Annotated in this window: 17 protein-coding genes and 1 pseudogene; 5 read left to right on the top strand and 13 right to left on the bottom strand. The window is 54.6% G+C overall.

Features of this window, described 5'->3' with window-relative positions; genetic code table 11:
- Positions 1-32 precede the first annotated feature (32 nt).
- Positions 33-608 carry a Fe-S biogenesis protein NfuA gene (gene nfuA, locus KGP21_RS26945; protein WP_021181724.1) on the bottom strand — a complete coding sequence of 192 codons (576 nt, stop codon included), beginning with the start codon at positions 606-608 and terminating at the stop codon, positions 33-35.
- 58 nt (positions 609-666) lie between these two features.
- Entirely contained in the window at positions 667-1,350 is a 684-nt protein-coding gene (gene gntX, locus KGP21_RS26940; RefSeq protein WP_179253425.1) for a DNA utilization protein GntX, read from the bottom strand.
- A gap of 31 nt (positions 1,351-1,381) precedes the next feature.
- Between gntX and bioH the strand changes: the two genes are divergently transcribed.
- Both bioH and KGP21_RS26930 read left to right on the top strand, forming a co-directional pair.
- The gene (gene bioH, locus KGP21_RS26935) at positions 1,382-2,152 is read left to right on the top strand and encodes a pimeloyl-ACP methyl ester esterase BioH (protein ID WP_179253424.1); all 771 of its coding nucleotides are present in this window, start codon (positions 1,382-1,384) and stop codon (positions 2,150-2,152) included.
- A gap of 300 nt (positions 2,153-2,452) precedes the next feature.
- Positions 2,453-2,737 carry a YdgH/BhsA/McbA-like domain containing protein gene (locus KGP21_RS26930; protein ID WP_021181721.1) on the top strand — a complete coding sequence of 95 codons (285 nt, stop codon included), beginning with the start codon at positions 2,453-2,455 and terminating at the stop codon, positions 2,735-2,737.
- A 42-nt stretch (positions 2,738-2,779) separates the two neighbouring features.
- Here the strand turns inward: KGP21_RS26930 and KGP21_RS26925 are convergent, their stop codons facing one another.
- The 3 genes from KGP21_RS26925 to feoA all read right to left on the bottom strand — a co-directional run bounded on the left by KGP21_RS26925 (position 2,780) and on the right by feoA (position 5,631).
- Positions 2,780-3,019, bottom strand: a complete 240-nt coding sequence (locus KGP21_RS26925) for a FeoC-like transcriptional regulator (RefSeq protein ID WP_021807449.1) — start codon at positions 3,017-3,019, stop codon at positions 2,780-2,782.
- On the bottom strand, positions 3,019-5,331 hold the full coding sequence (gene feoB, locus KGP21_RS26920; protein ID WP_223536590.1) for a Fe(2+) transporter permease subunit FeoB: 2,313 nt from the start codon (positions 5,329-5,331) through the stop codon (positions 3,019-3,021). Before feoB ends, KGP21_RS26925 begins: the two co-directional genes overlap by 1 nt.
- Before the next feature lie 75 nt (positions 5,332-5,406).
- Positions 5,407-5,631 carry a ferrous iron transporter A gene (gene feoA, locus KGP21_RS26915; RefSeq protein ID WP_021807451.1) on the bottom strand — a complete coding sequence of 75 codons (225 nt, stop codon included), beginning with the start codon at positions 5,629-5,631 and terminating at the stop codon, positions 5,407-5,409.
- Between the two features lie 788 nt (positions 5,632-6,419).
- Between feoA and KGP21_RS26910 the strand changes: the two are divergent.
- Positions 6,420-8,111, top strand: a pseudogene (locus KGP21_RS26910) (Hsp70 family protein).
- Between the two features lie 51 nt (positions 8,112-8,162).
- On the opposite strand, the gene KGP21_RS26905 reads toward KGP21_RS26910, so the two are convergent.
- The 4 genes from KGP21_RS26905 to greB all read right to left on the bottom strand — a co-directional run bounded on the left by KGP21_RS26905 (position 8,163) and on the right by greB (position 14,699).
- Positions 8,163-10,886 (bottom strand): DUF805 domain-containing protein, encoded by a 2,724-nt coding sequence (locus KGP21_RS26905; RefSeq protein WP_223536588.1) that lies wholly within the window; start codon positions 10,884-10,886, stop codon positions 8,163-8,165.
- Positions 10,883-11,590, bottom strand: coding sequence for a DUF1266 domain-containing protein (locus tag KGP21_RS26900; protein WP_021807454.1), 708 nt, complete (start codon positions 11,588-11,590; stop codon positions 10,883-10,885). The genes KGP21_RS26905 and KGP21_RS26900 overlap by 4 nt, the downstream gene beginning before the upstream one ends.
- Positions 11,591-11,760: 170 nt before the next feature.
- Positions 11,761-14,091 (bottom strand): Tex family protein, encoded by a 2,331-nt coding sequence (locus tag KGP21_RS26895; protein ID WP_021807455.1) that lies wholly within the window; start codon positions 14,089-14,091, stop codon positions 11,761-11,763.
- Positions 14,092-14,216: 125 nt separating this feature from the next.
- Positions 14,217-14,699, bottom strand: a complete 483-nt coding sequence (gene greB / locus KGP21_RS26890; protein WP_021181715.1) for a transcription elongation factor GreB — start codon at positions 14,697-14,699, stop codon at positions 14,217-14,219.
- Between the two features lie 378 nt (positions 14,700-15,077).
- On the opposite strand from greB, the gene ompR reads away from it, so the two are divergent.
- Positions 15,078-15,797 carry a two-component system response regulator OmpR gene (gene ompR / locus KGP21_RS26885; RefSeq protein ID WP_004709363.1) on the top strand — a complete coding sequence of 240 codons (720 nt, stop codon included), beginning with the start codon at positions 15,078-15,080 and terminating at the stop codon, positions 15,795-15,797.
- The gene (envZ, locus tag KGP21_RS26880) at positions 15,794-17,164 is read left to right on the top strand and encodes a two-component system sensor histidine kinase EnvZ (RefSeq protein ID WP_021807456.1); all 1,371 of its coding nucleotides are present in this window, start codon (positions 15,794-15,796) and stop codon (positions 17,162-17,164) included. The genes ompR and envZ overlap by 4 nt, the downstream gene beginning before the upstream one ends.
- 185 nt (positions 17,165-17,349) lie before the next feature.
- Here the strand turns inward: envZ and pckA are convergent, their stop codons facing one another.
- From pckA to yrfG, 4 genes are all read right to left on the bottom strand, one after another.
- Positions 17,350-18,969, bottom strand: a complete 1,620-nt coding sequence (pckA, locus tag KGP21_RS26875; protein WP_021807458.1) for a phosphoenolpyruvate carboxykinase (ATP) — start codon at positions 18,967-18,969, stop codon at positions 17,350-17,352.
- 200 nt (positions 18,970-19,169) lie between these two features.
- Positions 19,170-20,048, bottom strand: a complete 879-nt coding sequence (hslO, locus tag KGP21_RS26870) for an Hsp33 family molecular chaperone HslO (RefSeq protein ID WP_223536585.1) — start codon at positions 20,046-20,048, stop codon at positions 19,170-19,172.
- A gap of 25 nt (positions 20,049-20,073) precedes the next feature.
- A complete protein-coding gene (gene hslR, locus KGP21_RS26865) occupies positions 20,074-20,481 on the bottom strand; it encodes a ribosome-associated heat shock protein Hsp15 (protein WP_021181711.1) in 408 nt (135 codons plus the stop codon).
- A complete protein-coding gene (gene yrfG / locus KGP21_RS26860; RefSeq protein WP_223536582.1) occupies positions 20,478-21,158 on the bottom strand; it encodes a GMP/IMP nucleotidase in 681 nt (226 codons plus the stop codon). Before yrfG ends, hslR begins: the two co-directional genes overlap by 4 nt.
- Positions 21,159-21,211: the final 53 nt, after the last annotated feature.

Here is a 21,211-nt window from a genome sequence, read left to right as displayed (position 1 = left end):
GGGCGCAAAACGGAATTGCGCCCTGACAGTTATCAGTAGTAGGAGTGTTCGCCGCGCTGGTGCTCGGTGAGATCGCGCACGCCTTTCAGTTCCGGGAACTTTTGCAGCAGCTCTTTCTCGATCCCTTCCTTCAGCGTCACGTCGACCATTGAACAACCGTTGCAACCGCCGCCGAACTGCAGGATAGCCAGCGCGTCGTCGGTGATTTCCATCAGCGTCACACGGCCACCGTGGCCAGCCAGCTGCGGGTTGATCTGCGATTGCAGCACGTACTCAACGCGCTCCATCAGTGGCGCATTGTCGTCCACTTTGCGCATTTTGGCGTTCGGCGCTTTCAGCGTCAGCTGTGAGCCGAGCTGATCGGTGACGAAGTCGATTTCGGCGTCGTCCAGATAAGGCGCGCTCAGCTCATCGACGTAAGCGGACAGCTTCTCGAACTTGAGTTCGGTATCTGTCGCTTCCACCGCGTCTGGCGGGCAATAAGAGACACCGCATTCGGCCGTCGGCGTACCCGGATTGATCACGAATACGCGGATTTGGGTGCCTTCTTCTTGGCTTGCCAACAGCTTGGCAAAGTGTTCCTGTGCAGCATCTGTTATACGGATCATAGCATTAGCTCAATAGTTGACTTCTATAGTAGGTTATAATACGCCCATTGCCGTGGTACTACAACGTGCGGCAAACGCACCAAATCTGCAATGATGCGACGCCCTGCTTCTGTAACAGTGTAGCGATTTCCGCCATGGTGCTGCCAGTGGTAACCACATCATCCAGCAGCGCCACATGTTTTCCTGCCAGGTTCTCATCACAACGAAAAGCCCCACGCAGATTACGCCGCCGCAGGCGCGCTATCAATTGCTGTTGTGGCGCGGTTGCCCTGATGCGGCGTAATGCCGCAGGGCGATATTCGCAGCCCAACCAGCGGGCCAGTGGCAGGGCCAACAGCTCGCTTTGGTTATAGCCACGTCGCCAGCAGCGTTTATCCTGCAAGGGTACCGCTAAAATCACCTCCGGTCTGTTCAGATGTTGCTCTCGGTGCGCCTGCAGCCAGTGCAGCAGGATCAAACGAGCCAGAGTGGGAGCCAGTGCGGGTGTCTGCTGGAATTTGAAATTTTTCACCAGGGTGCTGATGGGCGGGCGATAATCCGAAACAAATACCAAGGCTTGCCAAGGGGGCGCCTTTTGCAGACATCGTCCGCAAGGCTGATGGGGATCGCCACTGGGCAAACCGCAAACCGGGCAGCAAGAGGGTTTGGCGGGCAACGTGCGTAGGCAGTAGCTGCAGATACCCTGTTGCATCAGCCGTAATGGTTGCCGGCATAGCCAACAGCGGCTGTGGATTGGTAGCATAGTCACCTCCGTTTTAGCAGGACAATAACTGATGACTGAGCTGTATTGGAAAACACTGGGAGAGGGCGATCGCGATCTTGTGCTGCTGCACGGATGGGGATTGAATGCCGAGGTCTGGGGTTGCACATTGGAGCGATTGGCTCCGCATTTTCGCCTACATCTGGTGGACTTGCCTGGCTATGGCCGCAGCCAGGGCTATGGGGCCGTCTCGTTAACGGAGATGGCAGAGATACTGCTGGCCGCAGCACCCAAGCAGGCTTATTGGCTGGGGTGGTCCCTTGGTGGATTGGTTGCCGGGCAGATCGCCCTTATGCAGCCTGAGCGGGTAACCGGGCTGATCACCGTAGCTTCTTCGCCCTGCTTTACGGCGCACGACCCGTGGCCGGGGATCCGCCCGGAGGTGCTCAGTGGCTTCCAGCAGCAGCTCAGCCATGATTTCCAGCGCACCGTGGAACGTTTTCTGGCGTTGCAAACGTTGGGCACGGAAAGCGCTCGTCAGGATGCGCGCCAGTTGAAAACCGTAGTGCTTAATCAGCCGATACCGGGCGTTGAGGTGCTGAACGGAGGCCTGGAGATGCTACGTACGGTGGATCAACGCCAATCGTTGGCGGCACTGACGATGCCGGTACTGCGTATTTATGGTTACCTCGACGGGCTGGTGCCGCGCAAAGTGGCTAGCCTGTTGGATGAATTGTGGCCAAACTCCACCTCGGAGGTGATCGCCAAAGCGGCCCATGCGCCGTTTATCTCTCACCCCGAAGCATTCGCTAACATTATTAATCAATTTGTTGCAACCGAGTAATGGCGCGGTCTGGCGGCGATATCTCATTGATTACAGATTATAAACGCACAAAATGGCGGTAAATTTTTAACCAATAAGTGGATAAAAACTAAACCTGTTCGATACTTGAAGGGGTAAATGCGTGGCTACAAGGTGAATATAAGCTTATCAATCTTCACTTTGGCGATTTGTTTCTGGGCAGAGGGAGCTTCGTCAGGGAAAGCAACGAAGCTGTTAGACGTCGCAGTAGCCAAGCTCGATGACGCATTTGTTGTGAGTCGCTTTCATAAAAACCCAATTTATCCATTGAGAGGTATTATCATGAAATCATTGAAGATGATCGTTGCGGCGTTGATTGTAGGTTCAGTGTCTTTCGGTTCGATGGCTGCAACCTTGCTAACTAAGGACGAGCTGGATAAGAACCCAGGCAAGTATGAGAAAATTGGTACCGTGTCTTCAACAGCACAGGCCACCGATCCGATGGACTTGAAAGATGAATTGTCCAAACTGGCCGATGAGAAAGGGGGCCAATACTATGTCGTGCTGGCTGCCCGTGAGCACGGCAAGTTCAGCGCCGTAGCGGATGTGTATAAAGACAAGCAATAATCTTCAAGTAGGGGGTGCAGGCAAACTATTGCGCCCCTGTATTCACCCCTTCAAACGATAAATCACCGTGTTACAAGCCAGCCCTTCTGGGCAACTCTTACAGCTGCCGCTCAGGCATTCGCTGCTATCGAGCTCAATACGTTCAACTTTCCCCATGGCGGTCAAACGTTGCAGCATTGCTTCAACCAATGGCAAGGGCGTTGCCAACTGCTGACTCAGCTGTTGCGCCTGAGCGCTGCCCCGAAGGGCAAGCGCATCACGGATTTGCAGCAGGCTGGCCATTAGTGACAGTCACCCGAACTTTGACAACACGACGCCGAGGTGGCGCTACGCAAACGGATCGTTACGCGGCTACGAGCCTTGCGCAAGCCCAATAGTACCAGCGCATTGAACAGCAGCACGATCAGGATCGCTGTCGCGCTGTATTGCGGATGTTGGCTGAAGGTCGCGATCTGATAGAACAGCGTTGCCAGCGAATAGGCCACGTTCAGCCCCCACAGGATGGAGAAGGTCATCCAACCCCGGCTGGACTCACGTGCAATAGCGCCCATCACCGAAACGCAGGGAACGTACAGCAACACGAAAATCAGATAGCTGTAGGCAGAGATTGAAGTGCCAAATTTGCTACTCATAACGCCCATTGAGCCCACGCCCATCTCACCATCACCCTTGCTGGCTTCGATAGGGTTGGAGAGTACGCTCAGGCTGAAGGTGCTCTTCAGGCCCTGCCAGGTTTCATTGACGGCGCTGCCTAGCTCATCAAGCAGGTTGAAGTTGGCGGCATCGAAGTGCTCATTGGTGATGTTCTCTGCGGTGTACAGCGTGTTGAGCGTTCCGACCACCACTTCTTTGGCCATCGCCCCGGTTACCAGCCCGACGGTTGCTTGCCAGTTATCATTGTGTACGCCCATTGGCTGCAATAATGGCGTCAGCACTTTGGAAACCGAGGCCAGCGCTGAATCATTGATACTGTCTACCGGCTGCCCGCTGAACGAGAAACTGTTCAGGCCGCCAATAAAGATGCTGGCAATCACGATCACTTTCCCGGCGCGCAGCACAAAACCTTTCAGGCGTTGCCAGGTTTGCAGCAACAGGCTTTTCAGATGCGGCACGTGATAAACCGGCAGCTCCATCACGAACGGTGATGCTTCGCCGCGCATGATGGTGTATTTCAGCACCAGGCCGGTGAGGATCGCCACCACGATGCCGAGCATATACAGCGAGAACACCACGCCCGCGCCATCCTGGCCGAAGAAGGCAGCGGCGAATACGGCAAAGATTGCCAAACGCGCGCCGCAGGACATAAAGGGGGCCATCATGATGGTGATCAGGCGTTCACGTGGGGCATCCAAGGTGCGTGCGCCCATAATGGACGGCACGTTACAGCCAAAGCCGACGATCAGCGGCACAAAGGATTTACCCGGCAGCCCGAGCGCCTGCATCAGGCGGTCCATCACAAATGCCGCTCGCGCCATATAGCCGGAGTCTTCCAGGAATGACAGGAATAGATACATCATGCCGATCTGGGGAACCAGCGGCAGCACGGTATTGATACCGCCCCCCACGCCCTGCGCCAGGAAGACGGTCAGCCACTGCGGGAAATGCAGGGTATAACCGATCCACTGGATGCCCTGAATAAAGATGGCCGCCGAACCGAGATCGAAGATTGGTTGCAGTGCGCCACCGATGTTGATCGCCAATACGAACATGATGTACATCACCAGCAGGAAGATCGGCACCCCCAGCCAGCGGTTGAGGATCACCCGATCCAGTACCTCCGTCAGGCGGTTTGGCAATGCCAGCTTGGAGTTGCTGACCGCATCGCAGATAGTGGCGATCGACTGGTAGCGGGCATCGGCAATTACCAGCGCGGGATCTTCCTGCTGCTGCTGTTGCAGCGCTTGCCTGGAATGAGCCAGCAGATCGGTGGCGTTCCCGGCTAACTGATGGCTGTAGATGTCGCCCTCCAGCATTTGCAGGGCCAGCCAGCGGCGTTGTTCGGTGGGCAACTGTTGAGGCATGGCCTCGGTCAGCGTAGCGATTTCGTCTAGCAGCAGCGGCGGATAGGCCACCAGCGCTTTTAACTGGTTGAAGCGGTGATTGTCGATAGTCTGTTTCAGCAGGCCGATGCCGTCGGCCTTGGTGGAAACCATGGATACCACCGGGCAGCCAAGGCGCTCGGCCAGGGCGGCGACATCGATCTCAATATTCTGGCTCTTGGCAATATCTTGCATGTTCAAGGCCACGATGCACGGAATACCCAGCTCCAGCAGTTGCAGCGTCAGGTAGAGGTTGCGTTCCAGATTGGAGGCATCGACCACGTTGATCAGCATATCCGCATCGCCGCTCAGGATGTAGTGACAGGCGATCTGCTCATCCAGCGAGGTTTGTTCGGAGATGGTGGTGAGCGAGTAGGTGCCTGGTAAATCAACCAGCGTAACCTGCGACTGCGGCGTCGTAAACTGGCCCTCTTTACGCTCAACCGTCACTCCGGCCCAGTTACCGACCCGCTGGCGTGCTCCGGTGAGCTGGTTGAACAGCGTCGTCTTGCCCGAGTTCGGGTTACCGATTAAGCCAATAGTGATTTTTTTCATAAACCAACGTGATATCAGTAAATTAAGTATCGGCCGTGTTTGCACACGGCAACTGCCTGAGGCGGGGACAGCGCGTTACGCTTGGCTATCTAGCAGGATCAGGTCTATATCTTTTTTCCGCAGTACCAGGCTAACGCGGCGAGTCTTTATTTCTATCGGATCGCCAAATGGTGCCACGCGTACCACGTCAAACTGCGAGCCGGGCAGCATGCCAAGCGACAGTAATTTCTGGCGGTAGGCCGGGCTAATCTCACTGGAGAAACCGGTAATTTTATAGGTATGTTTAGGAAGCAGCTGCATATTGCCTTCTCAATGCGTTGAGCATTCCCACAGGAATGACACCTTCAGAACATTTGCTGCCCAGACTACCTGTGAAAAGGTGTATGGGGCCAGGAGCGCCGAGCCAAAAACAGAGCAATGAATACACAGAATCATAGTGATAACAATTATCGTATTCAATACGGAATGTATGGGCAATTGTAAATGCTGTCATATCTGCAATGGACGCCTTGCCAGCTCCTGTTTTAGCACTAAGCCAAACGCACTGCAAATGAGTGCAAAAGGTTAATTAAGTTGCAAGTTTGTGCATTTTCTTGCGGTAATGAAACAGTTGTAGCTCTATTGGCGTGGCTGAAAGTTTTATGGCGCAGATCTGGCAACATCGCCTGCTGTAAATGAGAGGGGTAAGTATTTGTGTTTACGACACAATCGACGAACTGAAAAGGTGGTGTTAATAAGGGTGTTAACAACGGAGCATTTTTACCGGAGTGCGGGCTTTAAGCGAAAGCTCGAAACCGGGTGGCAAAATAATCGCCATTTTATTGCGGTAGGTCAAAATTGTTGGGGGTGGCGCTACCGGTGGCGCAAGAAAAGATGAAAGCCAGGGGAACGAGCAACTGGCTAAATTTTTCAACTAAAGTAGAACATGGCTTGCGAGCAAAAAAATTCCATGGCGATGAGCTATGTAATACCATCATGTTAATATCAAACGATAATAACCCCCCATCATGGACTAGGTTGTTGCGCTTAATACGGTTGTACCAGCAGCATCAGGCGCAGCAAGCATCCTTCTCTACGAGGTCAGGACGATGTTACAGCAGCATGACGCTACTCCGGCAATCGGCATCGATTTAGGCACCACCAATAGCCTCATCAGTGTCTGGCAAGACGGGGAGTCGCGCTTAATCCCTAATGCGCTCAATGAATTTCTTACCCCCTCGGTCGTCAGCATTGATGAAGACGGGGCGATACTGGTTGGCCGCTCTGCGTTATCTCGCCTGACGACCCACCCGCAAAAGACGGCAGCGCTGTTTAAACGTTACATGGGCAGCAAGAAGAAATTCAAACTGGACCAACAGACGTTTGATGCCCCAGAGCTATCGGCCATCGTGCTGAAATCGCTGAAATCAGACGCAGAGAGTTTTCTTGGCCAGCCGATCCGCGACGTTGTGATTTCGGTACCTGCCTATTTTAGCGATGAGCAGCGTAAGCAAACCCGCTTTGCCGCTGAACTGGCGGGTTTAAATGCGGTGCGGCTGATTAATGAACCGACTGCGGCTTCGATGGCTTATGGCCTGCACACCCAAGGGGTTGGCCGTACTTTGGTATTTGACCTGGGCGGAGGCACTTTTGACGTCACGGTATTGGAATATGATCTGCCGCTGATTGAGGTGCACGCTTCGGCGGGGGATAACTATCTTGGCGGTGAAGATTTCACCCAGGCAATCATGAAAGCCTGCCTCAACGAATGGCAACTGAACGCCTCGCAGATTGCGCCCCACGATATGGCACGGTTGTATGATTGCGTCGAGCAGTGGAAATGCCAGCTCAGTCAGCAACAGGGCTCGCATCAGTTGCATTGGCAATGGCAGGATCGACAATAGGAAATAGAGCTGGATGAACGTAAAGCAGGGGAGATCTGGCTTCCGCTGCTGAATCGCCTGCGCGCACCGATTGAGCAGGTGCTGCACGATGCGCGTTTGCAACCGCAGCAGATGGATCATCTGGTATTGGTCGGCGGAGCCACGAAGCTGAACACTATCCAAAAACTGGTGGTGAAGCTATTCGGCCAGTTGCCGCATCAGCACCTCGATCCCAGAACTATCGTAGCATTGGGGGCCGCAGTTCATGCCGCCTGCCGCCTGCGCGATCAAAATATCGACGAAGTGATCCTGACGGATGTCTGTCCCTATACGCTGGGCATTGCTACTTCGAATGCGGATCGGCATGGGATTTTCTCACCGATTCTGGAACGTAATACCGTGGTCCCGACTTCACGGGTGGAAAGCTTCACCACGACGCATGTGGAGCAAAAGGCGATCCGGATAGCGATCTATCAGGGGGAAAGCCCACATGTTGACAACAATATTCTGGTGGATGAGTTTACCGTGCCGGTAAAGCCTAACGGCCATATTCAATCACTGGACGTTCGTTTCAGTTACGATATCAATGGGCTGCTAGAGGTTGATGTCCATTTGCCAGACAGCGGTGATTCCTTCTCAAAAGTGATCGACCACAGCCCCATTGGCCTGAGCCCAGAACAGCGAAAGCAAAGTCAGCAGCGTTTGCAGGAGTTAAAAGTGCATCCGCGCGATACGCTGTCCAACCGTACCTTGCAGGCTCGGCTGGAAAAAGCCTGGGCGCAGTCACTGGGTGATGAGCGTATGCAGATCGGTTTGTGGCTACAGGAGTTTGAAGCGGTGCTGGTTAGCCAGCAGGAGCAAAAAATCCAGCCCATACGCCTGCGGCTGGAACGTTTTCTGGACGAGATGAGTTTCTGATCGTCCACTGCCCCCATAAAACGTTGGGGGCAGTTCCTCACGCCACAATCCTCAGCGCTTTTCTCCTGGCGGCGGGCCATATTGGTTCGCGTGCTTCACGCCGGGTATCAGCAGATACAGCAGGATCAGATAGGGCATGCCTATCAGCAACACAGCTTCAAAGACCGGGTATTTACGGTTTAAATCATGGCTGCGCCGCAGCAGTGCGCTGAACGTATTGAGCAGCAGTAACCCGATAATGACCCAGGCCGAAAGCACGTTGATGAGCAGTAGGTAAACCGCAACCATCACCAGCGGTACTAGCGTCAACTGAGCCAGCAGGCCCAGGCGGTTGATGCGTCGGTCAAATTGCCAGAACTGCCAGAAGCGAGTATCTGGCCTTTGCTCCTTCGCACGTTGCTTTTCAATGACGCGCTGATCCGATAGCTGCACTAATAACCCGGCATTCAATCGCAGAATGGGGGACAGACTGCTATTTGTCAGACAGGCCATCAACTGTTGACGTTCATCTTGCTCCAACTTATCCCAATCGTAGTCATACAGGCGATAGCCAACCTGAGCTATTTTTGTCAGCAATGAGTCCCGGGCAAACAGCGTTGAGCTCCCCAAGGCTTTGGGCTTTTTACCGTTAAGCAATGCCAGCTGTAGGTCGGTTTCCACCTGATTGCCGCAGGCTAACCGTTGAAGCACCTCCCGGCTTTTGTCCTGTATTTGCTGGTCGCCATGGCGTAGTAAAAAGGCGTAAAGCAAGGCTTGCTCGGCCATCGGAGCCTGTTCTATTTCCTCGGGCCAACTGGCAACACGATGATAGAAATGATCGACATTGGTGCAGTTGCACAGCTCTGGCTGGCTTTCCACGCGGAGTAAAAACTGGCTGATAGATACGGGTAACTCCAACCAGCAAAGGAAGTGCAGACGGTGGTCCAACAACAGTTGTTGCTCAAGCTGCCAGACCAGGTCACCTTTTGCCGGGTCGAGTTGTCGGATTAACGGATACAGCTCATAGACGGGATGCTGTTCACTGAGCGTTAAGTGGTTTATCTGCCGGACAGTATCGATATGCCCGGCCGCCCCGTTGAGTAATAGCACCAGTAAACAGGTTTGCCGGTATTGATCCCAGGGAGCGGTAGCGTCGCTAAACGGCGGGATCTCAATCTGCTCCACTGCAGCTAAATAATTCAGCCAGTCATTGATGGTGCCAAGCTGTGCACTAAACGCCGGCTGCTGATACAAGCGGTTCAATCGTGCTGGTGACAGGTAACGCCATTGCCGTAGCCAGAAGACGGCTTGATGCCAGCTAGCGGAGCCAGTATCGGTATATCTCTCTGGCAGTTCGTGATCAATTGGCCCATCCAGCCACTGAATGAAGTCGGCAATGACGCTCGAATCATTCAACCATGCCAGCCGCTGTGCCGCCTGAGATTGCAGCCCTTGCAGGATCAGGGCCTGTAGGGGATCGGCCGGTGTGGGCTGGTCAATAATTTGCTGCAACAGGCCTTCACTACCCAAGGTTAGCATGCAGGCGTGGCGGTACAGTAATCGCAGAGGGTCGGAACCCTCATCAAGCATTAGCTGGTCATACATCACACCGACATGACCGTTACCGGATTTCCAATGGATATAAGCCTGGGCAATCGGCACTGCCGCCCAGTCAAACTGAGCGGCCTCTCCCCAGCGTACCAAGGTCTGTACCGTTTGTGTCGGGGTCAGGAAATTCTGCATCTCATCATCTGCCGCTATCCCTGCCGCCGCAGGGTAAACCGGCCGATCAAAAGCCTGGATCAACAGCGGTAGATAAGCCGGATGCTGTTCACGGCACCAATCCAATAGGCCTTGCTCGGCCTGCGCGTGCTGCTCTAACCGATATAGCTGTAGCCAATAATCAAACGCCCGCTGATTATCCTGCAGCAAAGCACAATGCCGGGCAGCCAGGTACAACCAATCGCTATTCTCTGCGTCCAGCGCCAGCTGTGCCAAACAGTGATCCCGCAACGTTTCGCTGGGCACTTCCGCCAGGCTGTACCATTGCGCCAGCTGTTTCATTAGCCGTGGGCAATCAGGCCAGTAAATCACTGATGGATTACTCAGCAGTAAACGCAGCATCCATTCTGGCTCATTCCAGTACAGATGATACGCATGGCGGAAGAAGGCAACGGTTTCTACTTGAGCAGGCAGGCTGATTGACGACAGTGTGGATAGATCGAAGATATCGGGGCGTGCGATATAGTCTAAATAATCATCCATCCTGGCCGCGTCATCCTGCTCCAGTTCGTTCAGGCGATGCCGCCAGTTTAAACGTTCCGCTAATAACCTGACGCAGTCGGTAGAGATACATGCTGAGTGGTAAACCCGATCGAGCAGATGCCAGCGCAGCCGATCAATGAGAGCAATATCGTACTGATCCAGCTGAGCGATATAGCGATGCCAGCTTTGTGGCTGATAACGCGTTTCCGGGGTATTCAACAGAGCGTCGAATTGGGCCAGCATGCTCTCGAATAATGGTTCTGCAGCGGATGGCGACGGCTCGGGCGCCTGTTCGAGTTGAGTTGTTCCCTCATCATGAGAACCGTCATCTTCAGCACTGTGTGCAGAACGCAGCATAAACGGGGTCTCGGCCAGTTTTCGCGCGTGCTCAAAAGCCTGACGTAATAGCTGAAAACCGCTCGGGTCATTTTCAGGATGATGGTCGGGGAGCTTACTGCGATAGGCGGCACGAATGGCTTGTTGATCTTCGGTTGGCTCAATGCCTAAAATTTGCCAGCAACGTTGATTCATGACCAATCAACCTCTTCCAGGGACGCCGGTTTCTCTATTTCATGGCAGTCAATGTGCCAGGCCAGATGTTTTAAGGGGCTATCTGCATGGCAATAGAGTTGCTGTTGCATCTGAATATAGTTTTCCGTTCCACTTTGATGGCAAAAAGCATAGTGCTGCTGCTCAGGAGTTTCCTGGTTTAATGATTGCCAATAGGCTCGGCCGACGAAAAATGCGGCGTAATAGCTTTCCCAGTTGGCATAATAGTGGCGTGCGCGCAGTGCTAGCCGGGTATGGAACCACAGGCTCTCCTCTGCGGTGAACCAGCCATTAAGCAGAGCAATGCGACAAAGAAATCCCATTCGCCCAAGGTCCCAGGAATGGATCCCACCATCACCACAAATAACCGCCGTATCAGCGACTATTTGCATCAATACCTGTTCTTCCGCTGAATTTTGCTCTACACGTTCCTGCCATTGGGTCGGGCTGAGGCGATGCCAGAGAAAATAGTAGTGCGCCAGATCTCTCGCATGTCCTCCATCCGCCATGCGAATTATCATGTTTATCACTTCAGAACGCGAGGCGATCCCCCAGCTATCGGTCAAATCGACGGTCGTCTCGAAGGGATAAAATTTGGGTGAATCAAAGGTTGGGCCGTTATCTGCATTCAGCGCCACCATGGGAGCGGAAAGAGCCATTAGCCAATGCTGATAGTGTTGTTCCATCAATCAAGTTCCAATAAATCCCTGTTTTATATCGGCATCAGCAGCCTGCCGATTAAGTCAGGTAGGGGCCAGAACGGAGAGACGATCTATAAGCCGGCGATGTCTCTTGAACAGGAGGTTTGTCCAAGAGACAGCCGAAGGAGGGGATAAGGGTTTATCCCCTCAGCTCATTATTTCTTGCCAAATGCGGCGGCCAGCGCGTCACCCATAGCGCTGTTACCTGCCGGGGTGCTGTTGCGTGGTTTAGGCTTATTAGCCGCTGGGCGTGAGTTTTTATCGCGAGCTGGAGCGCTATTATTGCCCCCGCCACGGCGTGGTGAACCTTCACCCGGTTGCTCATCCAGGCGCATGCTCAGCGCGATACGCTTACGCTGCAGATCCACCTCCATCACCTTCACCTTGACGATATCACCGGCTTTTACCACGGTATGCGGATCTTCAACGAACTTGTCCGCCAGTGACGAGATGTGCACCAGGCCATCCTGATGGACGCCGATATCAACAAAGGCACCAAAGTTAGTGACGTTGGTGACCGAACCTTCCAGGATCATACCCACTTGCAGGTCGTTGAGGGTTTCCACCCCTTCGGCGAAGGTAGCCGTTTTGAATTCCGGGCGTGGGTCGCGGCCCGGTTTTTCCAGCTCTTTCAGGATGTCGGTGACCGTTGGCACGCCGAATTTCTCATCGGTAAAGTCGCTGGCTTTCAGGCTGCGTACCGCGCTCGGGTTGCCCATCAAATCTTGCAGAGCCTGGCGGGTTGCGGCCAGAATGCGTTCCACCACCGGGTAGGTTTCCGGGTGAACGGTTGACGCATCCAGCGGGTTATCGCCGTGGTTGATGCGCAGGAAGCCCGCGCATTGCTCGAAGGCTTTTGGCCCCAAACGGCTCACTTTCAGCAGCTGTTCACGGTTGCTGAAGCGGCCATTCTCATCACGCCAGGTGACGATATTCTGCGCCATCATGCGCGTCAGGCCAGCTACGCGGGTCAGCAGCGGCACGGAGGCGGTGTTCAGATCAACGCCAACGGCGTTCACACAGTCTTCCACCACCGAGTCCAGCTTCTTGGCTAACTGGCTTTGGCTGACGTCGTGTTGGTATTGGCCCACACCGATAGATTTCGGATCGATCTTCACTAGCTCGGCCAACGGATCTTGCAGACGGCGGGCGATGGAAACCGCACCGCGCAGCGAAACGTCCAGGTTAGGGAACTCCAACGCGGCCAGCTCGGAAGCGGAATACACCGAAGCTCCGGCCTCGCTGACGATCACTTTCTGGGCTTTAACGTCCGGGAACTGCTGTTGCAGCTCGGCAAAGAAACGCTCGGTCTCGCGGGATGCGGTGCCGTTACCGATGGCAACCAGCTCAACCTTGTGTTTGATACACAGCGCGGCAACGACCGCAGCGGCTTTGGCTGCCTGCCCGGTATGCGGATAGACGGTATCGGTGGCAACCAGCTTGCCGGTGGCATCCACCACCGCCACTTTAACGCCGGTGCGCAGGCCAGGATCCAGGCCCATGGTAGCGCGCATACCGGCCGGGGCTGCCATCAGCAGATCGTGCATGTTGCGGGCGAAAACGTTGATCGCTTCGTCTTCCGCACGCTCACGCAGGGTACTCATCAGCTCGGTTTCCAGATGCAGCAACACCTTGATACGCCACGTCCAGTTAACCACGGATTTACGCCAGGCATCTGCCGGCGCGTTGTTCAGGCGCAGGTTGAGATGGTTGGTGATAATCAGCTCGCCCTGGCTTTCACGCGGGGTTTCTTCAAACTGCGGATCGGCGTTCAGCGCCAGTTGCAGCACGCCTTCATTGCGGCCACGGAACATCGCCAGCGCACGGTGCGAAGGCACTTGCGCAATAGGCTCATGGTGATCGAAGTAGTCACGGAATTTCGCGCCTTCCTCTTCTTTTCCCTCGACAACCTTGGACACCAGATGGGCGTTTTTCCACAGGTAGTCACGCACCTTGGCCAGCAGGGCAGCGTCTTCGGCAAAGCGTTCCATCAGGATGTAGCGTGCACCGTCCAGCGCCGCTTTGACGTCTGCCACGCCCTTCTCGGCATCGACAAACCCTTCGGCCAGTTGCTCTGGCTGCTGTTGCGGATCTTGCCACAGGGAGTCTGCCAGCGGTTCCAGACCGGCTTCAATAGCGATCTGCCCACGGGTGCGGCGTTTCGGTTTGTAGGGCAGGTAAAGGTCTTCGAGTTCGGTTTTGCTTTGCGTGGCGTTGATTGCCCCCGCTAACTGCTCGGTCAGTTTACCCTGATCTTCAATGGACTTGAGAATGGTTTGGCGGCGATCTTCCAGTTCACGCAGATAGCCCAGACGAGTCTCCAACTGACGCAGTTGGGTATCATCCAGGCCCCCGGTGACTTCCTTACGATAGCGTGCGATAAACGGCACGGTATTACCTTCATCCAGCAGACGGATGGCGGAGTCAACTTGCTCCGGGCGGGCCTGCAGTTCGGTTGCAATAATGCGGCTCAGTGGATCAGTCATAAGTCAGGTATCTGTTAGCAGCGATAATCGATAGGGGGATAGTTATACGTTTTGCAGGGGGAAAATGCCAGTCCAGAGGGCCGAGGTTTTGATGGGCGCAGCATGCGGCGCCCCTAAGGTCTCAACTATTCTTCGTCTTTGATATATTCGATCTCGTTGACCGTCCAGTAGGCAATACCTGCCGGGGTCTCAACCGTAGCCGTATCTCCCACCTCTTTTTTCAGCAAGGCGCGAGCCATGGGTGAGTCGATGGAGATGTAGTCTTTACGGCCAAAGATTTCGTCGTAACCCACGATGCGAAAGCGTTTGGTATCGCCATCGTCATTCTCGATCTCTACCCAGGCCCCAAAGAACACCTTGCCCGCCTGCTGCGGCGAATAATCGACAATTTTCAGTTGCTCAAGGCACTTGGTGAGATAACGTACTCGACGATCGATCTCACGCAGCCGCTTCTTATTGTATTGGTAATCGGCGTTTTCACTTCGGTCGCCCAGGCTGGCGGCCCAGGTGACTTTCTTGGTCACTTCCGGGCGGTCTTCACGCCACAGAAAATCCAATTCTTTTTTGAGCTTGTTGTAACCCTCACGGGTGATCAGCAATGTTTTCATCGTCATCCATCATCAAATCACAGGAGCAGTGGGCATTCTCGCATAAAGCGGCCACCATATCCGTTGGCGTTTTTTTTATAAACCTGAGGTACACTGCCAATTCGCCAGTCTTGCGGTTTTCTGCCAAGAGTGTACATCATACGCAGCGGGAAGTTGTTTACCGATCTGCCGCTCCGGTTTAAGTGAAAATTGTTGATATTTGGGCAAAAGAATAAGCTTTGTAACAATTTCGGCTAGAATATATACCATTAAACGCTGTCAGTAATGATTGAGTTTTTGAACAATACGAGGCTGTTGCCAAATAGCCGCCAGCGGTGCCAATGCATAAGTGCGGGCCACAGTCTAGAATCAGGCAATACAGCCTTTGGGAGTCAGACAATGCAAGAGAATCACAAGATTCTGGTCGTCGATGATGACATGCGCCTGCGCGCGCTTTTAGAGCGTTACTTAACCGAACAGGGCTTCCAGGTTCGCAGCGTTGCCAACGCTGAGCAAATGGATCGTTTGCTGACGCGTGAGTCTTTCCATCTGATGGTATTAGACCTGATGTTGCCGGGTGAGGATGGGCTATCCATTTGCCGCCGCCTGCGCAGTCAAAGCAACCCGATGCCGATCATTATGGTGACCGCCAAGGGTGAAGAAGTGGACCGTATCGTCGGGCTGGAAATCGGTGCCGATGACTATATCCCTAAGCCGTTCAACCCACGTGAACTGCTTGCCCGTATCCGTGCCGTGCTGCGCCGTCAGGCCAACGAACTGCCGGGTGCGCCTTCTCAGGAAGAGGCGGTGATCGCCTTTGGTAAATTCAAACTGAACCTCGGCACGCGCGAGATGTTCCGTGAAGATGAGCCTATGCCATTAACCAGCGGTGAATTTGCCGTGCTGAAAGCCTTGGTCAGCCACCCACGCGAACCGTTATCGCGCGATAAGCTGATGAATCTGGCCCGTGGCCGCGAATACAGCGCGATGGAGCGTTCCATCGACGTGCAGATCTCGCGCCTGCGCCGCATGGTCGAAGAAGATCCGGCACATCCACGCTATATCCAGACCGTTTGGGGTCTTGGCTACGTCTTCGTCCCGGACGGCAGTAAGGCATGAGGCGATTACGCTTTTCACCGCGTAGCTCGTTTGCCCGAACTTTGCTGTTGATCGTCACCTTGCTGTTCGTCAGCCTGGTGACGACCTATCTGGTGGTGCTTAACTTCGCCATCCTGCCCAGTCTGCAGCAGTTCAATAAGGTATTGGCGTACGAAGTTCGTATGCTGATGACCGATCGGCTGCAACTGGAGGACGGTACCTTGCTTGAGGTGCCGCCAGCGTTCCGCCGCGAGATCTACCGCGAGCTGGGCATTTCGCTTTATACCAACGCGGCTGCTGAAGAGAGCGGCCTGCGCTGGGCACAACACTACCAGTTCCTTAGTCAGCAGATGGCGCAGCAACTGGGTGGCCCGACCGACGTCCGCGTCGAGGTGAATAAAAACTCCCCGGTGGTCTGGCTGAAAACCTGGTTGCAGCCGGATATCTGGGTGCGCGTCCCGCTGACCGAAATCCATCAAGGCGATTTTTCGCCGCTGTTCCGCTACACCCTGGCGATTATGCTGCTGGCGATAGGCGGCGCCTGGCTATTTATCCGCATTCAGAACCGCCCTCTGGTGGAGCTGGAGCACGCCGCCTTGCAGGTAGGCAAAGGCATTATTCCGCCGCCGCTACGTGAGTATGGTGCCTCTGAGGTGCGCTCGGTAACCCGGGCCTTCAACCAGATGGCCTCTGGGGTGAAGTTGCTGGCCGACGATCGCACGCTGCTGATGGCGGGGGTCAGTCATGACCTGCGCACGCCGTTGACGCGTATCCGTCTGGCGACGGAAATGATGAGCGAGCAAGACGGTTATCTGGCGGAGTCGATCAATAAAGATATCGAAGAATGTAACGCCATCATCGAACAGTTTATTGATTACCTGCGTACCGGCCAGGAGATGCAAACCGAAATTTGCGATTTGAATTCCATTCTGGGCGAAGTGGTGGCCACCGAAAGTGGCTACGAGCGGGTGATTGAAACCGATATTCTGCCGGGTGAGCTGATGGTGGATGTGCATCCGCTCTCGATCAAACGTGCGGTGGTGAATATGGTGGTGAATGCGGCGCGCTATGGCAACGGCTGGATCAAGGTCAGCAGCGGGCGAGAACTGCAGCGCGGCTGGTTCCAGGTGGAGGATGATGGCCCCGGTATCAAGCCGGAAGAGCTGAAGCACCTGTTCCAACCCTTTGTACGTGGCGACAGTGCGCGTAGCACCAGTGGCACCGGGTTAGGGCTGGCGATCGTGCAGCGCATCATTGACGCTCATGCTGGCGTGCTGGATATCGGCACCAGCGAGCGTGGTGGGCTGCGTATCCGAGCCTATCTCCCAATACCGATCGAGAAGAAAGAAACTTCCAGCGGGACCCCGCCAGCCAAAGAGAACGCCTGATATCCTGACTTAAGGCCGCAGCATTGTGGCCTGGTCAATATTAACGGGCGCAGCATTGCAGCGCCCCTCCAAATTGACCACAAGTGCAAGTCAGCCACGAATTCAAACCAACCTCAAGTGCAAATCAGCCAAAAATAGAAAAGGCGCGGAATTCCGCGCCTTGGCTTAGGAGGTAATCAACGCTATTACAGTTTCGGACCCGAGCTGACCAGTGCAGCGCCTGCCGGGGTATCGGTGTATTTGTCGAAGTTGGTGATAAAGCGGTTCGCCAGATCGTGCGCCTTCTCTTCCCACTGTTCTATGTTGGCATAGGTGGCACGTGGGTCGAGGATGGCCGGATCAACGCCTGGCAGGGCGGTAGGCATCGACAGATCGAAGATTGGCAGCGTGATGGTTTCTGCCTTATCGATTTCACCGTTGAGGATGGCGTCGATAATGCCGCGGGTGTCTTTGATCGAGATACGCTTACCGGTGCCGTTCCAGCCGGTATTGACCAGGTAAGCCTGGGCTCCGGCTGCCTGCATGCGCTTGACCAGCACTTCTGCATACTGGGTTGGGTGCAGTGACAGGAATGCCGCGCCAAAGCAGGCAGAGAAGGTTGGCGTTGGCTCGGTAACGCCGCGCTCGGTACCGGCCAGTTTGGCGGTGAAACCGGACAGGAAGTGGTACTGGGTCTGGTTGGCCGTCAGGCGTGATACCGGTGGCAGTACGCCGAAGGCGTCCGCAGTCAGGAAGATCACCTTGGTAGCGTGGCCCGCTTTGGACACCGGCTTGACGATATTGTGGATGTGGTAGATCGGATAGGAAACGCGGGTGTTCTCGGTTTTCGATCCGTCGTTGAAGTCCACGGTGCCGTCGGCCAATACGGTGACGTTTTCCAGCAGCGCATCACGCTTGATGGCGTGATAGATATCTGGCTCGGCTTCTTCCGACAACTTGATGGTCTTGGCGTAGCAGCCGCCTTCGAAGTTGAAGACGCCATCGTCATCCCAGCCGTGTTCGTCATCGCCAATCAGTTGGCGTTTCGGATCGGTGGACAGGGTGGTTTTACCGGTGCCGGACAGGCCGAAGAACACCGCCACGTCGCCTTTCTCGCCCACGTTGGCCGAGCAGTGCATGGAGGCAATGCCTTTAAGCGGCAGCAGGTAGTTCATGATGGAGAACATACCCTTTTTCATTTCGCCGCCGTACCAGGTGCCGCCGATCAGCTGCATACGCTCGGTCAGGTTGAATGCCACGAAGTTTTCCGAGTTCATTCCCTGCTGCTGCCAGTTCGGATTGGTGCACTTGGCGCCGTTCATCACCACGAAATCAGGCTCAAAGCCCTGCAGTTCTTCATCGCTCGGGCGGATAAACATGTTTTTGACGAAATGCGCTTGCCAGGCCACTTCTGTGATAAAGCGGACTTTCAGGCGGGAGTCTGCGTTAGCACCGCAGAAGGTATCGACCACGAACAGGCGCTTGCCGGAAAGCTGCTCGGTGACCAGTTTTTTCAGATCTGCCCAGACTTCAGGGCTGAGAGGTTTGTTATCGTTCTTGCCTTTACCTTGATCGGCCCACCAGACGGTGTCCCGGGTGATATCGTCACGGACGATGTACTTATCTTTTGGCGAACGGCCGGTGAAGATGCCGGTATCGACGGCAACGGCACCCAGATTGGTTACTACACCACGCTCAAACCCTTGCAGTGAAGGGTCCGTTTCTTCCTTAAACAGTAATTCATAACTCGGATTGTGAACGATTTCACCAACGTTATGAATTCCATAAGCGGCAAGATCCTGGTGGGTTATACCATTAACACGCATGTCACTACTCCTTGATCACAGAATTTCTGGCGACAATTGTAGGGATCCATGGCGATGTAACCGCGATAGGTATCAAATATTTAACGTATTAAACGTTTTTTAGTTACGTTATGAGATGTAGACCACGGAATAAAGCAAGCGTGCAAACGGCGAGGGCTGACGTGCGTCACAACTCGACGCACGTCACACCGCGGTGTTGCTTAATGCAGTTGGGTGTTGCTGTCGGCATTGCCGTTGTGGAGGGCGGCGATGTCTAACGCATCGAATACATAATGATTACCACAGTAATCACAGTGCATATCGATGTTGCCATCCTGTTCCAGCATATCGGCCACTTCTTCCGCTGGCAGCGTGATCAAGGCATCGGCACAGCGCTGGCGTGAACAGGTGCAGCGGAAGATCACGTCCTGAGGTTCGTACAGCGTAACCTCTTCCTGATGATAGAGGCGATACAGCACTTCGTTGGCCGGCAGGGTGAACAGCTCGTGATCCTTGATGGTGGCGGTCAGCTGCACCAGATGGTCGAAATCATCGGCATTGCCATCCTGAGCTGGCAGTACCTGCAGCAGCATACCGGCAGCCGCAGATTTGCCTTCAGCTTCACCGGTACGGATGAACAGGCGCGTTGGCAACTGTTCGGACTGGCGGAAATACCCTTCCAGACACTGGGCCAGCGTTTCACCTTCCAGACCCACCACGCCCTGATAGCGTTCACCTTCAGACGGGCTGATGGTGATCACCATAATGCCGTTACCCAGCATCTGGTGCAGGGTGCTGTCGGCCACAATCTCGCCTTCGACACGGGCTACACCACGCATCTCCTGGCGATTATTGCCGTTGATCACTGCCAGTTTCAGCGGGCCGTCGCCTTGCACCTGAACGGTAATGTCACCGTCGAACTTCAGCGTGGCGGTCAGCAGGCTGGTGGCTACCAGCAACTCGCCCAGCAGTTTTTGTACCGGTGCCGGATAATCATGGTTGGTCAGGATGTGCTGATAGGTTTCGCTGACGGTAACCAGCTCACCGCGCACCGCGTAGTTTTCGAACAGGTAACGGTGTAATTGGTCATGGTTGGACATAGTTTTCTCTCATTGAGGCGAGGGATTATTCCTGCTCGCCAAATTTAAATTTAATCAAATCGCGCCGCTCTTTCTTGTCCGGACGACGATCCGGATGCGGCATGGTCAGCGCATTCATCTTGCGTGCCAGCGCCACTTTCTCGCGATTGGCAATGCTGGCCTCGGTTTCCTGATACATCAGTTGCGCCTCGTCGGCTCCACGCCGTTGGCTATTGATGGCCAGCACGATGACAGTGCGTTCGTCGTTGCCCTGACGCAGCTTGATTTCGGCATTGATTTCAACGGCTTTACTCGGCTTGCCGCGTTGCCCGTTGTAGTGCACCTTGCCGCCGTCGATCATGTCACGGGCCAGTGCGCGGGTTTTGTAAAATCGGGCGGCCCACAGCCATTTATCCAGGCGGACGGCCTCATCCGGTGTTGCTTTGGCTTTCATTGCTCCCTCCGTTCCAAGGCCGGTATCAACTGGCGGTAGTCGCTCATCGACGGATAACGCTGGAAAGTTTTACTCGCCATGCTGGAATCCGGGTTCTGCACGCCAAGGCAGTAGCGGATACCAAACTTGCTTGCGGCATCCAGAATGGGTTCACCATCATCCACAAACATTGTGCGCTGCGGGTCAAAGCCGGTTTGTTGCTGAACTGCCTGCCACAGACGCTGATCTTCCTTCGGATAACCAAATGTGTGGGTGGAAAGTAATAAATCAAGGTGTCGATCCAAACCGGTGTGCTCAACCTTCACCGCCAGACTGTGTGGATGCGCGTTGGTGAGCAGGATGGTGCGCTGCCCGGCATCGCGTAACGCCTGCAAAAATGGTTGGGTATCTTCACGCAGCCGAGCGCGGTTACCGACTTCGCTGGTCATTTGGTAGATATCCAGCCCTAGGCGTTCGCTCCAGTAATCAAAGCAATACCAGTTCATGGTGTGTTGCACGGCCAGGTATTCCTGGTGAATGATTTTGCTGGCGTCGTCGAAGGGAATGTCTCGTTGCTCACTCAGCGCCTGCGGTACCAGCGTTAGCCAAAAATGGCTGTCGAATTCAAGATCCAGCAGGGTGCCGTCCATATCCAGCAGTACGGTATCAATATCGTGCCAGTCAAACTCAGGAACCATGTACCAACTCCATAGGCGGGATAGCGGTATCCCGCGGATGATAAAAAACATAC

The sequence above is a fragment of the Serratia sp. JSRIV004 genome (assembly GCF_019968705.1).
Classification (GTDB): Bacteria; Pseudomonadota; Gammaproteobacteria; order Enterobacterales; family Enterobacteriaceae; genus Chania; species Chania fonticola_B.
Note: the sequence above shows the minus strand (reverse complement) of the source record. Positions and strands in the feature narration are given on the sequence as shown.